A 14176-nucleotide genomic window follows, 5' to 3' on the forward strand; every position below is an offset into this window, starting at 1 on the left:
TAAAACAGGAGGAAACAAAACATGGCAGTAATCTCAATGAAACAATTATTAGAAGCCGGTGTACACTTTGGTCACCAAACACGTCGCTGGAACCCAAAAATGAAGAAATATATCTTCACAGAAAGAAACGGCATCTACATTATTGATTTACAAAAAACAGTTAAATTAGTAGACGTAGCTTACGATTACATGAAAAACGTTGCTGAAGAAGGCGGAGTTGCATTATTCGTAGGTACTAAAAAACAAGCTCAAGAAGCTATTAAAGATGAAGCTATCCGCTCTGGTCAATACTATGTAAACCACCGTTGGTTAGGTGGAACTTTAACTAACTGGGATACTATCCAAAAACGTATCGCTCGCTTAAAACAAATCAACGTTATGGAAGAAAACGGTACATTCGAAGTACTTCCTAAAAAAGAAGTTTCAGGCTTAATGAAAGAACGCGAACGTTTAGAAAAATTCTTAGGCGGTATCGCTGATATGCCAAGAATTCCAGATGTAATGTTCATCGTTGACCCTCGTAAAGAACGTATTGCTGTTCAAGAGGCTCATAAATTAAATATTCCAATCGTTGCTATGGTTGATACTAACTGTGATCCAGATGAGATCGATGTTGTTATTCCATCAAACGATGACGCAATCCGCGCCGTTAAATTAATCTCTTCTAAAATGGCTGATGCATTTATCGAAGGCCGTCAAGGTGAAGATGAAATCGCTGAAGAAACATTTGCAGAGCAAGCAACTGAAGAAACACCTTCAATCGAAGAAATCGTTGAAGTTGTTGAAGGAAAAAACGCTTAATTATTAGAAATTAACGAATAAGTATATAATGGGCTGTCTTAGGCTGCAGGGTCAAAGGTGAACAAAGTAGCCACCGACTTTGTTGGCTTAAGATAGCTATTTCTTTAGAAAAAAACAAACCGAAATATGGGAGGAATTTTTAAATGACTAAAATTAGTGCTTCTATGGTAAAAGAATTACGTGAATTAACAGGTGTTGGAATGATGGATGCTAAACGTGCTTTAGTTGAAGTTGATGGCGACATGGAAAAAGCAATTGATTTATTAAGAGAAAAAGGTATGGCTAAAGCTGGTAAGAAAAACGACCGTATCGCTGCTGAAGGATTAGCAAACGTATACGTAAGTGGTAACACTGCAGCTATCGTAGAAATCAACTCTGAAACTGACTTCGTTGCTAAAAACGAGTTATTCCAAAACTTAGTTAAAGATACTGCTAAATTAGTAGCTGAAAACAAACCAGCAACTATGGAAGAAGCTTTGGCTTTAACGACAGAAAGTGGTAAAACACTTGAAGAAACAATTATTGAAGCAACAACAGTAATTGGTGAAAAAATTAGCTTCCGTCGTTTCGAAATTGCTGAAAAAGAAGACAACGCTGTATTTGGCGGATACTTACACATGGGTGGACGTATCGCTGTTCTTACAACATTAGATGGAACAACTGATGAGCAAGCTGCTAAAGACGTTGCTATGCACGTTGCAGCTATCAACCCTCGTTACGTAACAAAAGACCAAGTATCACAAGATGAATTAGATCATGAGAAAAAAGTTCTTACTGAGCAAGCTTTAAATGAAGGTAAACCAGAAAATATCGTTGAAAAAATGGTAGCTGGACGTATGAGCAAATTCTTAGCTGAAATTTGTTTAGTTGACCAACCATTTGTTAAAGATCCAGATATGACTGTTGAAAAATTTGTTGCTTCTAAAGGTGGAAAAGTAAGCAGCTTCGTACGTTTTGAAGTTGGAGAAGGCATGGAAAAACGCCAAGAAAACTTTGCTGACGAAGTTAAGAGCCAAATGAGCTAACAATTAACAATTTAGGGACGCATTTATTAGCAATGATATAATGCGCTCCTTTTTTTTAGACTAAAATGACCAGAAATATGTTAAAATAAGCATATGGACAAGTAAACGGAGGTAAAGAAGATGGTTGAACCTAAATATCGTCGTGTATTACTAAAAGTGAGTGGAGAAGCTTTAGCTGGAGATAAAGGCTTTGGAATTAACCCTCCAGTAGTAAATCAATTAGTAAAAGAAATTCAAGAAATTCATCAATTAGGTGTAGAAATTGCCATCGTTGTTGGTGGAGGTAATATTTGGAGAGGTAACGTAGGTGCTGAAATGGGCATGGAACGTTCTCAAGCCGATTACATGGGAATGTTAGCAACGGTTATGAATGGGCTAGCATTACAAGATACACTTGAAAATTTAGGTGTTCCAACAAGAGTTCAAACATCTATCGAAATGAGACAGATTGCTGAACCTTATATCCGTCGTCGTGCAACAAGACATTTAGAAAAAGGTCGTGTCGTTATTTTTGCTGGTGGAACAGGTAATCCTTATTTCACAACAGATACAACCGCTGCTTTAAGAGCTGTAGAAATTGGTGCAGACGTAATCTTAATGGCTAAAAACAATGTAGATGGTGTTTATTCAGCAGATCCTAAATTGGATGCATCTGCTACTAAGTTTACAGAGTTAACGCATTTAGATGTTATTTCTAAAGGTTTGTCAGTAATGGATTCAACAGCAAGTAGTTTGAGTATGGATAACGATATTCCGTTAGTTGTCTTTAATATGAATGAATCAGGAAACATAAAACGAGTTTGTTTAGGTGAACAAATCGGAACAACTGTAAGGGGGAAATAATCATGCAACAAATGATCTTAACAGATGCTAAAGATAAAATGTCGAAATCAGAAGAGAGTTTACGCAGAGAATTAGGTCAAATTAGAGCGGGTCGTGCTAATGCAAGCTTACTTGACCGTATCACTGTTGAATATTATGGTGTACCAACACCCTTAAATCAAATGTCTTCAATTACTATCCCTGAAGCACGTGTTTTAATGGTAACACCTTTTGATAAAACAATTATTCCAGAAATTGAAAAAGCATTAATGATGAGTGATATTGGTATCAGTCCATCAAGTGACGGTTCTGTTATCCGTTTAGTGATTCCATCATTAACAGAAGAACGCAGAAAACAATTAGCAAAAGAAGTTGGTAAATTTGGCGAGAACGCTAAAGTTGCTGTACGTAATATTCGTCGTGATGCTATTGATGAATTGAAAAAGCTAGAAAAAGACAAAGAAATTTCTGAAGACGAATTAAGAACGCTTGAAAAAGAAGTGCAAGGTTTAACAGATGAAAGTACTAAAAATGTCGATGCGATTGTCGCTGAAAAAGAAGAAGAACTTTTAGAAGTTTAATCAAAAAAAGTCGTGGAAATTCCACGACTTTTCTTATTTGTATTATGTTTTTCTTAAAAAAAAGAGAAAATATTTTTTTGTATAGGTTTTTTTGATGGCTTTTGCTACAATGGACTAGGTAGTTTATAAATCTCAAGTCTTTTTTAGGAGGCTTTATATGTTTAATTTTTTTAATAAAGCAGTGGAAACCGAAGAAATCTTATTTGATTCTTCAAAACCTATTCCGTCGCATGTCGCGATAATAATGGATGGGAATGGTCGTTGGGCCCAAAGAAAAATGCTTCCTAGGATAGCAGGTCATAAGGAAGGAATGAATAATGTTAAAACGATTACGACCCACGCAAGTCGCTTAGGTGTCGAAGTTCTAACATTGTATGCCTTTTCTACAGAAAACTGGAAACGTCCTAAAGACGAAGTTAATTTCTTAATGAAATTACCAGTCGATTTCTTCGATGTTTTTGTTCCTGATCTCATTAAAGAAAATATTAAAGTGAATGTTATGGGGTATGATGAATTTTTACCAAAACATACACAAAAGGCTGTAGCAGACGCGATTGAACAAACGAAAGATAACACAGGAATGGTGCTCAATTTTGCCTTGAATTATGGGGGACGGGCAGAAATCTTAACTGCGGTAAATCAAATTATTGCTGATACACAAGAAGGAGAATTACAAGGAGAAGTGGATGAAGATACTTTTTCTTCCTATCTTATGACGAATAGTTTAGGAGCAGAATTAAGAGATCCTGACTTATTAATTCGTACAAGTGGCGAGGAAAGAATCAGTAATTTCTTACTTTGGCAAATTGCGTACAGTGAATTATTTTTTACTAAGCGTTACTGGCCAGATTTTTCTGTTTCTGATTTTAATGAAGCAATTGGTTCTTATCAAGCGAGAAACCGTCGATATGGTGGTTTGAAAAAAACTAAATAAGGAGTAGATGGAGGATGAAACAACGTGTTATAACGGGTGCTGTAGCCTTACTATTTTTTATTCCCATGATTATACTAGGCGGCATTCCCTTACAGTTAGTAGCAGCGGCATTAGCTGGTATTGGTGTGTTTGAATTATTTCGAATGAAAGGCTTACCTATTAAAAGTGCTGAAACAGTCCTAGCGATTGTAGCTGCAATCTTTTTAGTATTACCTAAAGAATCATGGTTTAATTTTTTGCCTGAACAAATGGACAACATGAGCTTGTTTTATGTAGTGGTGATGATTATTATGACGTTACCAGTATTTTCTAAAAATACTTACACTTTTGATAGAGCAGCATTTCCTGTGTTAGTCAGTTTGTATGTAGGGTATGGTTTTCAAAATTTTGTCTCTGCTAGACAGGCTGGTATTGATGTCTTAATGTATGCTTTGTTTGTTGTTTGGGCGACGGACATTGGAGCGTATATGTTAGGGATGAAATTTGGTCAACGTAAGTTAGCCCCGCATATTTCACCTAATAAATCTATTGAAGGCTCTTTAGGAGGTATCCTAAGTGCCGTGGTTGTAGGAGCTGTGTATTGCCTAGTGTTCCCTATGCCGTATAATGTAGGACTAATGATGTTATTAACCATTATTTTTTCTATTTTTGGTCAAATGGGAGATTTGGTGGAATCTGCCTATAAGAGACATTATGGTGTGAAAGATTCTGGGAAGATATTGCCAGGACATGGTGGTATTTTAGATCGATTTGACAGCATGTTATTTGTTTTTCCGATTATGCATTTTGTTGGTTTATTTTAAACAAAATTAGAGAGGAACATTAAATGAAAACAATACTTACGTTTATTTTTGTTTTTGGTCTTATTGTATTAGTGCATGAATTTGGTCACTTTATCTTTGCTAAGCGAGGTGGCATTTTAGTTCGTGAGTTTTCAATAGGGATGGGACCAAAATTATTTTATCATCGTAAAAACGGGACAACTTACACGATTAGATTATTACCTATTGGTGGTTATGTCCGAATGGCTGGCCTTGGTGATGAGGAAATGGAATTAGCGCCAGGTACACCCTTGTCCCTCGTTCTAGATGATAAAGGACAGGTTATTAAGATCAATCCCTCGAAAAAAGTACAAATTCCTAATAGTATTCCTGTAGAATTAATTTCTTATGATTTAGAAAAGGAGTTAGTAATAAAAGGGTATGAAAATGGTGATGAGAGCTTAGAAAAAATCTACAACGTTGATTCTGAAGCAACTATTATCGAGGAAGATGGGATTGAAACACAAATTGCACCGATTGATAAGCAATTTCAATCTGCTTCTCTTGGTCGTCGGTTGATGACTAACTTTGCAGGACCTTTAAATAATTTTATTTTAGCTTTGGTATTATTTACCATTGTTGCTTTTTTAAGAGGCGGAACGTATGTCCCTAACACAGATAGTGTAATTGGTGGCGTGGTTGAAAGTAGTGTCGCTGATAAAGCAGGGATCAAGCCTGGGGATAGAATTATTGAAGTGAATGGTAAAAAAACACCCAGCTTTAAAGAAATGTCTGGTGAGATTGGGCCCAATTTAAACAAAGAAATCTCAATCAAAGTAGAACATAAAGATGGGAAAGTAGAAGAAAGTATGATTACGCCAGAAAAAAATGAAGCTAATCCTGGGCAAGGGATGATTGGTGTTCAGATGGCTTCGGAATTTAAGCCTCTTGGATTCGTTGATAAGCTAAAATTAGGTGTAACAGATACTGTGGTAAATTCCCTTGGTATATTTAGAGCTCTGGGTGATTTATTTACAGGATTTAGTTTGAATAAATTGGGTGGTCCTGTGATGATTTTTAAATTATCAGAAGAAGTATCCCATAGTGGTATCATTGCGATATTATCATTTACAGCAATGCTATCCGTTAACTTAGGAATTATGAATTTAATTCCTTTGCCAGGATTAGATGGTGGTAAAATTGTCCTGAATTTATTTGAAGCTGTACGAGGAAAACCATTGAGTCAAGAAAAAGAAGTCATTATCACGATGATTGGGGTTGTCGTGTTAGTAGTATTAATGGTAGCTGTAACCTGGAATGATATACAGCGATTCTTTATTCGTTAAAAAGGAGGAAAAATAATGAAACAATCAAAATTATTTATGCCAACACTAAGAGAAGTTCCTAGTGAAGCAGAAGTTATCAGTCATAAAATGTTATTAAGAGGTGGATATATCCGTCAAGTATCAAGTGGATACTATACGTATTTACCACTTGCTTATAAAGTAATTCATAAATTAGAAGCCATTATGCGTGAGGAATTCGACGCGATTGATGCGAACGAAATGTTAGTACCAGCTGTAATTCCAGCAGAATTATGGAAAGAGAGTGGCCGTTACCATACCTATGGGGATGGATTGATGAAATTAAACGAAGATTTCATTTTAGGGCCAACGCATGAAGAGACATTTACAGATTTAATAAGAAATGATATTAAGTCATACAAAAAATTACCAATGTATTTATACCAAATACAATCTAAATACCGCAATGAAAAACGTCCTCGTTTTGGATTATTACGTGGCCGTGAATTCATTATGAAAGATGCTTACTCTTTCCATGCAACAGAAGAAAGTTTAGATGAAGGCTTTAAAGATTTTGAAAAAGCATATGTCTCTATTTTTGAACGATGCGGTTTAGAGTTTAGAATGATCATCGGTGATGGTGGTGCTATGGGAAGCAATGACTCTAAAGAATTCATGGGGATTTCAGCAATTGGTGAAGATACGGTTGTTTATTCTGACGAGAGTGATTATGCAGCTAACTTAGAGATGGCAACAAGCCTTTACACAGGTAAAAAATCACATGAAACACCATTAGAGCCAGAGAAAGTATCAACACCTGATGTTCATACAATCGAAGAATTAACTAACTTTTTAGAAATTGACGCAGATAAAACAATTAAATCTCGTTTATTTATGAGTGATGGTAAAGCAGTTCTTGTCTTAGTTCGTGGAGATCATGAAGTGAATGAAGTGAAAGTGAAGAACTATTTACAATCTGATTTCTTTGAAGTAGCAACAGATGAAGAAGCAGAAGAGTTTATCGGAGCTAACTTTGGTTCTATTGGACCAGTTGGACTGAGAGAAGATATTACTATTTTATCTGATTTATATGTACAAGATATGACAAACGCTGTTGTTGGTGGCAACGAAAATGATTACCATATCATAAATGTTACGCCAGAAAAAGACTTCGTATCTAGTGCATATGTTGATGTCAAAATGGTGGAAGAAGGGGAAGTATCTCCTGATGGTCAAGGTTTCTTGAAATTCGCTAGAGGAATTGAACTAGGTCATATCTTTAAACTTGGTACATTCTACAGTGAATCAATGGGAGCGAAAGTGTTAGATGAGAATGGTCGCGAAATCCCTGTTCAAATGGGATGTTATGGTATTGGTGTCAGTCGTTTATTGGCTGCAATTGCTGAGCAAAACGCTGATGAAGATGGTATCAACTGGCCAAGTGTTATTGCACCATTTGATGTACATATTATTCCAATTAACGCTAAAGATGAGGTTCAGTGGCAATTAGTAACTGAGCTAGAAAAAGAAATGGAAAGTCATGGACTAGATGTATTAGTAGATGACCGAAAAGAACGTCCAGGTGTTAAATTTAAAGATGCTGATTTAGTCGGTGCACCATTTAGAATTACAGTAGGTAAAAAAGCAGACGAAGGCATTGTAGAAGTTAAAATTAAGAAAACGGATGAAATGTTAGAAGTCAGACGTGAAGACTTAAGAGAAACACTAAGCATCTTAAATAAATAATCACTAAAGGGTCACTAGCAAACCTTTTGCTAAGGGCCCTTTTTCGTGTACAATAGTGAAGAAGGAAAGGAGCTTTTACATGAGTCCTCAAGACATATTTAAACAATTAATGAAACAAATTGATATGGAAGAAGTTTCTCAGACTGATGCTTTATTACAAAGTGGTCAAGTTGAAACCGTTAAAGTGCATAAAAAAAGTAGAACATGGGAGTTTCATTTACTCTTTAAAGATATTTTACCTTTTTCTCTCTACACAGAATTATGGCAAAAAATAACTTTAGCATTTAAAGATATTGCCAACGTAGAAATGGTCATTAAAACAACCCATTCTGAGGTGACAGATCCATTGTTACAAGATTATTGGACGAAGGCTTTATCTAATGAAACATGTGCCACGCCAGTAGTAAGACAAACCATAGCAAAGCAGGCTCCTTTTATTAAAGAGCAACGTGTGATATTACCGGTAGAAAACGAAGCAATGATTCAATATTTGGAGCAACAATATCTACCAGTCATTTCAAAACAGTTTGAATTGTTTGGTTTTCCTACATTTAAGATTCATCCAGAGTTAGATGAAGGTAAAGCAAAGGAAGTCAGACAAGCTTTTGAAGAACGACAACAAGAGCAAACAGAAATGTTAATGAAACAAGCAGCAGAAGCGATAGAAAAAAATGAAGAATTGAAACAAAAACAAAAAGACGACGTTCCAAAATTAGAAGGCCCTGTACAATTAGGCCGTTCTATTCCTCCAGAAGAACCCATTATGTCAATGGTTGAAGTAGAAGATGAAGAACGACGAGTGACTCTTGAGGGGTATGTTTTTTCAAAAGAAGTCAGAGATCTACGTTCCGGACGTAAAATTTTAATCTTAAAAATAACAGATTACACCTCTTCCTTTTCGGTTAAAAAATTCTCGAATAATGACAAAGATGTGGCGGTCTTTGAAGCCATTCAAGAAGGAAGTTGGTTAAGAGTTCGCGGGAGTATTCAAGAAGATACTTTCATGAGAGATCTGGTAATGAATTGTCAGGATTTAATAGAGATTAAGAAAAGCCCTAGAAAAGATACCGCTCCTGAGGGGCAAAAACGAGTAGAACTTCATATGCATACTAATATGAGTGCGATGGATGCCACAAGCGGTGCGACAGAATTAGTAGCACAAGCTGGGAAATGGGGATTGCCTGCTGTAGCAATCACAGATCACGCGGGGGCACAGTCATTTCCAGATGCTTACCACGCAGGGCAAAAGCATGGTGTTAAAGTATTATTTGGTGTGGAAGCTAATGTTGTAGATGATGGCGTTCCTATTGCTTATAATGAAAAGCATGTTAATTTATCAGATGCAACTTATGTTGTGTTTGACGTTGAGACAACAGGATTGTCTGCGGTCTATGATACGATTATTGAATTGTCTGCAGTTAAAATGAACAAAGGAAACATTGTTGATACGTTTGAACAATTCATTGATCCAGGTCACCCGTTATCAGAAACGACGATTAATTTGACTGGGATTACAGATGATATGGTAAGAGGTTCTAAGAGTGAAAAAGAAGTTTTAAGTATGTTCAAAGAATTTTGTGAAGATGATATTTTAGTGGCCCATAATGCAAGTTTTGATATGGGGTTCTTAAACACTTCTTATAGTAAATACGATATGCCTGATGCACCAAATCCGGTGATTGATACATTAGAACTGTCTCGGTTATTGCATCCGGAAATGAAGTCACATCGTCTAAATACCTTAGCTAAGAAATACAACATTAATTTGGAACAGCATCATAGAGCGATATACGATTCTGAAGCGACAGGCCATTTGTGTTGGATTTTCCTGAAAAAAGCACAGGAAGATTTTGAAGTCCTTCACCATGATGAATTAAATCAACACATTGGTGAAGGAGATGCTTATAAACGCGCGCGTCCTTTCCATGTGACTATTTTAGCCCAAACCCAGGCAGGATTGAAAAATTTATTTAAATTAATATCTATGTCAAATATTGATTACTATTATAGAGTACCAAGAATCCCTCGTTCTCAATTAACCAAACTAAGAGAAGGGTTGTTGATTGGTTCTGCTTGTAGTAAAGGCGAAATTTTCGAGGCAATGATGCAAAAAGGAAAAGAAGAAGCCAAAAAACGAGCTAAATTTTATGATTATATTGAGATCATGCCAAAACCGGTATACGCGCCATTAATTGAAGCTGAATTAGTTAAAAACACTCATGACTTAGAGGACATTATCCAAAACTTGGTTAAAATTGGTGATGAATTAGGGAAACCTGTTGTTGCCACAGGGAATGTTCATTATTTAAATGAAGAAGATGCGATTTATCGTAAGATACTGGTTAACTCGATGGGGGGAGCGAACCCGTTAAACCGCCACTCCTTACCTGAGGTTCATTTTAGAACGACAGATGAGATGTTAACTGAGTTTCAGTTTTTAGGTAAAGAGCTTGCAAAAAAAGTAGTAGTAGATAATACGAATAAAATTGCTGATATGTGTGATGAGGTCGTACCGGTCAAAACAGATCTGTATACACCAAAAATTGAAGGTTCAGAAGATGAGATTACAAAGCTAAGCTATGACGAGGCGCATCGATTGTATGGGCCTGATTTACCAGACATTGTAGAGAAACGCATTCAAAAAGAGTTGAAGAGTATTAATGGTAATGGTTTCTCTGTTATCTATTTGATTTCTCAAAAATTGGTACATAAGAGTTTACAAGATGGTTATCTCGTTGGATCTCGTGGTTCTGTTGGTTCGAGTTTTGTGGCAACCATGACAGGGATTACAGAAGTTAACCCCTTACCACCTCATTACTGTTGTCCTGAGTGTCAGTATTCAGAATTCTTTGAAGATGGTAGTTATGGTTCGGGGTTTGATTTACCTGAAAAAGAATGTCCTAAGTGCGGGCATCGATTGTCTAAAGATGGACACGACATTCCTTTTGAGACTTTCTTAGGTTTCCACGGAGATAAGGTTCCAGATATTGATCTGAACTTCTCTGGAGCATATCAAGCGCAAGCCCATAACTATACGAAGGTGTTATTCGGTGAGGAATATGTGTACCGTGCTGGAACCATAGGAACCGTTGCTGATAAAACCGCTTATGGTTTTGTTAAAGGCTACGAGCGTGACAATAATTATAATTTTAGAGCAGCGGAAATTGACCGATTAGCCAAAGGTTCTACAGGAGTAAAACGTTCCACAGGACAGCATCCGGGGGGAATAATTGTTATTCCTGATTATATGGATGTGTATGACTTTACACCGATTCAATTTCCAGCTGATGATTTAAATGCAGAGTGGAAAACGACCCATTTTGATTTCCATTCGATTCATGATAATGTATTAAAACTCGATATATTAGGACATGATGATCCCACGGTAATCAGGATGCTACAGGATTTATCTGGTATAGATCCTAAAACCATTCCAACAGATGATCCAGAAGTAATGAAAATATTTTCTGGTCCGGAAGTATTAGGTGTAACAGAAGATAAGATTTTCTCTAAAACAGGAACCTTAGGCATTCCTGAGTTTGGGACTAGGTTCGTTCGAGGGATGCTGGAACAAACCAAACCAACGACCTTTGCGGAGCTTTTACAAATTTCAGGATTGTCTCACGGGACGGATGTTTGGTTAGGAAATGCGGAAGAATTAATCCGCAAAGGGGAAGCCTCTCTTGCTAAAGTTATCGGCTGTCGTGATGATATCATGGTATATCTCATGCATGCAGGATTAGAAGATGGCATGGCATTCAAGATTATGGAAAGTGTTCGTAAAGGAAAAGGGATACCAGATGATTGGCAAGCAGAGATGCGAGGTAACAATGTTCCTGAGTGGTACATTGATTCGTGTTTAAAAATCAAGTACATGTTCCCTAAAGCCCATGCGGCAGCATATGTATTGATGGCCTTGCGTGTGGCTTATTTCAAAGTGCATTTCCCAATACTCTACTATACAGCTTATTTCTCTGTTCGTGCCGATGATTTTGATATTGTCGCCATGTCTCAAGGGAAAGATGCGGTTAAAGCAAGAATGAAAGAGATTATGGACAAGGGTCTAGAAGCCTCAACAAAAGAAAAAAACTTGTTGACTGTATTAGAGATTGCAAACGAAATGCTGGAACGTGGCTTTAAATTTGGGATGATTGATTTATATAAATCAGACGCTGAAAACTTCGTGATTGATGGGGATACATTAATAGCGCCTTTTCGCTCGGTTCCAAGTTTAGGAGCCAATGTGGCCAAGCAAATAGTCAAAGCCCGGGAAGAGACAAAATTCTTATCTAAAGAAGATTTAGCCAATCGAGGGAAAGTTTCTAAAACGTTAATTGAGTATATGACAGAGAATGGCGTTTTGGATGATTTACCTGATGAAAACCAATTATCTTTGTTTGATATGTTTTAATGGATAGGGGCAGAAGATAAGATTAATTGAAGTATGCTATAAAATATGTTAGAATGACTAATGTAGGATATCTGTAGAGAGAGTGAGCGCAAAACGCTCACTCTTTTTGATGAATTTCTCAAGACTTTAAAGGAGGCGATTTAATTTGGCAAGTGTGGTCGAGGTCGTAACAGAAATGGTTGACCCTATAGTTGAAAAATATGACTTTGAATTAGTTGATGTTGAATACGTTAAAGAAGGAAAAAATTGGTTTTTACGAATTTTTGTCGATAAAGTAGGAGGCATTGATATCAACGAGTGTGCGATTGTGAGCGAAGAACTAGGTGAAAAATTAGATACGATTGATCCAGATCCGATTCCACATGCGTATTTTTTAGAAGTATCTTCTCCTGGCGCTGAACGCCCTTTAAAGAAAGAAGAAGATTATGAAAAGGCCATAAATCAATACATTAACGTGTCATTTTATCAAGCAGTTGAAGGTGAGAAACAGTTTCAAGGTTTCTTGAAATCTTACGATAAAGACACTGTGACGCTTCTTGTAAAAATTAAGACACGTGAAAAAGAAATGGTTTTTGAAAGAAAAAATATAGCAAAAGCGAGACTAGCTATTCAATTTTAATTGTGGAGGTAAATAAATCATGAATAAAGAAATGTTAGGTGCTCTAGATGCACTGGAACGAGAAAAAGGCATTTCAAAACAAATAGTGATTGAAGCGCTAGACGCAGCGATGATATCAGCTTACAAAAGACACTATGGTCAAGCTCAAAACGTGGAAGTAGAGTTTGATGAGAAAAAAGGCGACGTTCATATTTACTCAGTCAAAGAAGTAACGGACGAAGTCATGGATTCACAATTAGAAGTCAGTTTAAAAGAAGCTCAACAAGTTAACCCAGCTTACGAAGTCGGTGACATGATTCGTTTTGAAGTAACACCAAAAGATTTTGGTCGTATTGCTGCTCAAACAGCGAAACAAGTTATCTTACAACGAGTAAGAGAAGCTGAACGCTCAATTATCTATAACGAGTTTAGCGCTTATGAAAATGAAATCATGCAAGGGATTGTTGAAAGACAAGACCGTCGCTATATTTACGTTAACCTAGGTAAAATTGAAGCGGTATTATCTAAACAAGACCAAATTCCAAACGAAGTGTATGAACCACATGACCGTATCAAGGTTTATATTTGGAAAGTAGAAAACACATCAAAAGGCCCTCAAGTCTACGTAAGTCGTAGTCATCCAGACTTGTTGAAACGCCTGTTTGAACAAGAAATACCTGAAGTATACGATGGTGAAGTAGAAATCGTAAGTATCGCCAGAGAAGCAGGGGACCGTGCTAAGGTTGCTGTTAAATCAGAAAACCCAGACATTGATCCTGTAGGAACGTGTGTCGGTCAAAAAGGCCAACGTGTTCAATCGATTGTTAACGAATTAAAAGGCGAAAACATGGATATCGTAGAGTGGAATGAAGACCCAGCAGTGTTTATTGCTAATGCTTTGAATCCAGCTCAAGTTGTAGATGTTATCTTTGATGAAAGTCAAAGAGCTTGTACGGTTGTCGTTCCTGATTTCCAATTATCATTAGCTATTGGTAAACGTGGTCAAAATGCCCGTTTAGCTGCTAAATTAACTGGATTCAAGATTGATATCAAACCTGAATCAGAAATGAAAGCACAAGAAACGACTTTAGTAGAAGAAGCGATTGTGGCAGACGTGGAAGAAGAAGAAATGATTGATTTAGCAACAATTGCAACAGATATCGTTGAAGACGAGGAATAATTCTAGGGGGCAA

At 36.7% G+C, this 14176-nt stretch carries 11 protein-coding genes; all 11 read left to right on the forward strand.

Going from position 1 to position 14176, the window contains the following annotated elements; all coding sequences use genetic code 11:
* The first annotated feature begins 21 nt into the window (after nt 1–21).
* The 11 genes from rpsB (at nt 22) to nusA (ending at nt 14163) form a co-directional block, all read left to right on the forward strand.
* Nucleotides 22–801, forward strand: coding sequence for a 30S ribosomal protein S2 (rpsB, locus tag ACVWM0_RS04560; protein WP_476473446.1), 780 nt, complete (start codon nt 22–24; stop codon nt 799–801).
* Between the two features lie 143 nt (nt 802–944).
* A complete protein-coding gene (gene tsf, locus ACVWM0_RS04565; RefSeq protein ID WP_476473447.1) occupies nt 945–1826 on the forward strand; it encodes a translation elongation factor Ts in 882 nt (293 codons plus the stop codon).
* A gap of 120 nt (nt 1827–1946) precedes the next feature.
* Nucleotides 1947–2669 carry a UMP kinase gene (gene pyrH, locus ACVWM0_RS04570; protein ID WP_476473448.1) on the forward strand — a complete coding sequence of 241 codons (723 nt, stop codon included), beginning with the start codon at nt 1947–1949 and terminating at the stop codon, nt 2667–2669.
* 2 nt (nt 2670–2671) lie between these two features.
* Entirely contained in the window at nt 2672–3229 is a 558-nt protein-coding gene (frr, locus tag ACVWM0_RS04575; RefSeq protein WP_476473449.1) for a ribosome recycling factor, read from the forward strand.
* Nucleotides 3230–3386: 157 nt separating this feature from the next.
* Nucleotides 3387–4163 (forward strand): isoprenyl transferase, encoded by a 777-nt coding sequence (locus ACVWM0_RS04580; RefSeq protein ID WP_476473450.1) that lies wholly within the window; start codon nt 3387–3389, stop codon nt 4161–4163.
* A gap of 14 nt (nt 4164–4177) precedes the next feature.
* Nucleotides 4178–4966 (forward strand): phosphatidate cytidylyltransferase, encoded by a 789-nt coding sequence (locus ACVWM0_RS04585; RefSeq protein ID WP_476473451.1) that lies wholly within the window; start codon nt 4178–4180, stop codon nt 4964–4966.
* Nucleotides 4967–4989: 23 nt separating this feature from the next.
* Nucleotides 4990–6270 carry an RIP metalloprotease RseP gene (gene rseP, locus ACVWM0_RS04590; protein WP_476473452.1) on the forward strand — a complete coding sequence of 427 codons (1281 nt, stop codon included), beginning with the start codon at nt 4990–4992 and terminating at the stop codon, nt 6268–6270.
* Nucleotides 6271–6285: 15 nt separating this feature from the next.
* Nucleotides 6286–7974, forward strand: a complete 1689-nt coding sequence (locus ACVWM0_RS04595) for a proline--tRNA ligase (RefSeq protein ID WP_476473453.1) — start codon at nt 6286–6288, stop codon at nt 7972–7974.
* A gap of 79 nt (nt 7975–8053) precedes the next feature.
* A complete protein-coding gene (locus ACVWM0_RS04600) occupies nt 8054–12385 on the forward strand; it encodes a PolC-type DNA polymerase III (RefSeq protein WP_476473454.1) in 4332 nt (1443 codons plus the stop codon).
* 145 nt (nt 12386–12530) lie between these two features.
* Nucleotides 12531–13004, forward strand: a complete 474-nt coding sequence (rimP, locus tag ACVWM0_RS04605; protein ID WP_476473455.1) for a ribosome maturation factor RimP — start codon at nt 12531–12533, stop codon at nt 13002–13004.
* 19 nt (nt 13005–13023) lie between these two features.
* Nucleotides 13024–14163: a transcription termination factor NusA gene (gene nusA / locus ACVWM0_RS04610; protein ID WP_476473456.1), complete on the forward strand. Its 1140-nt coding sequence runs from the start codon at nt 13024–13026 to the stop codon at nt 14161–14163.
* Nucleotides 14164–14176: the final 13 nt, after the last annotated feature.

The sequence above is a fragment of the Vagococcus sp. 211 genome (genome assembly GCF_056322705.1).

Bases quoted from the DNA above. Each gene is read 5' to 3' on its own strand.
- rpsB (WP_476473446.1), top strand. From the start codon at position 22: ATGGCAGTAATCTCAATGAAACAATTATTAGAAGCCGGTGTACACTTT.
- tsf (WP_476473447.1), top strand. From the start codon at position 945: ATGACTAAAATTAGTGCTTCTATGGTAAAAGAATTACGTGAATTAACA.
- pyrH (WP_476473448.1), top strand. From the start codon at position 1,947: ATGGTTGAACCTAAATATCGTCGTGTATTACTAAAAGTGAGTGGAGAA.
- frr (WP_476473449.1), top strand. From the start codon at position 2,672: ATGCAACAAATGATCTTAACAGATGCTAAAGATAAAATGTCGAAATCA.
- ACVWM0_RS04580 (WP_476473450.1), top strand. From the start codon at position 3,387: ATGTTTAATTTTTTTAATAAAGCAGTGGAAACCGAAGAAATCTTATTT.
- ACVWM0_RS04585 (WP_476473451.1), top strand. From the start codon at position 4,178: ATGAAACAACGTGTTATAACGGGTGCTGTAGCCTTACTATTTTTTATT.
- rseP (WP_476473452.1), top strand. From the start codon at position 4,990: ATGAAAACAATACTTACGTTTATTTTTGTTTTTGGTCTTATTGTATTA.
- ACVWM0_RS04595 (WP_476473453.1), top strand. From the start codon at position 6,286: ATGAAACAATCAAAATTATTTATGCCAACACTAAGAGAAGTTCCTAGT.
- ACVWM0_RS04600 (WP_476473454.1), top strand. From the start codon at position 8,054: ATGAGTCCTCAAGACATATTTAAACAATTAATGAAACAAATTGATATG.
- nusA (WP_476473456.1), top strand. From the start codon at position 13,024: ATGAATAAAGAAATGTTAGGTGCTCTAGATGCACTGGAACGAGAAAAA.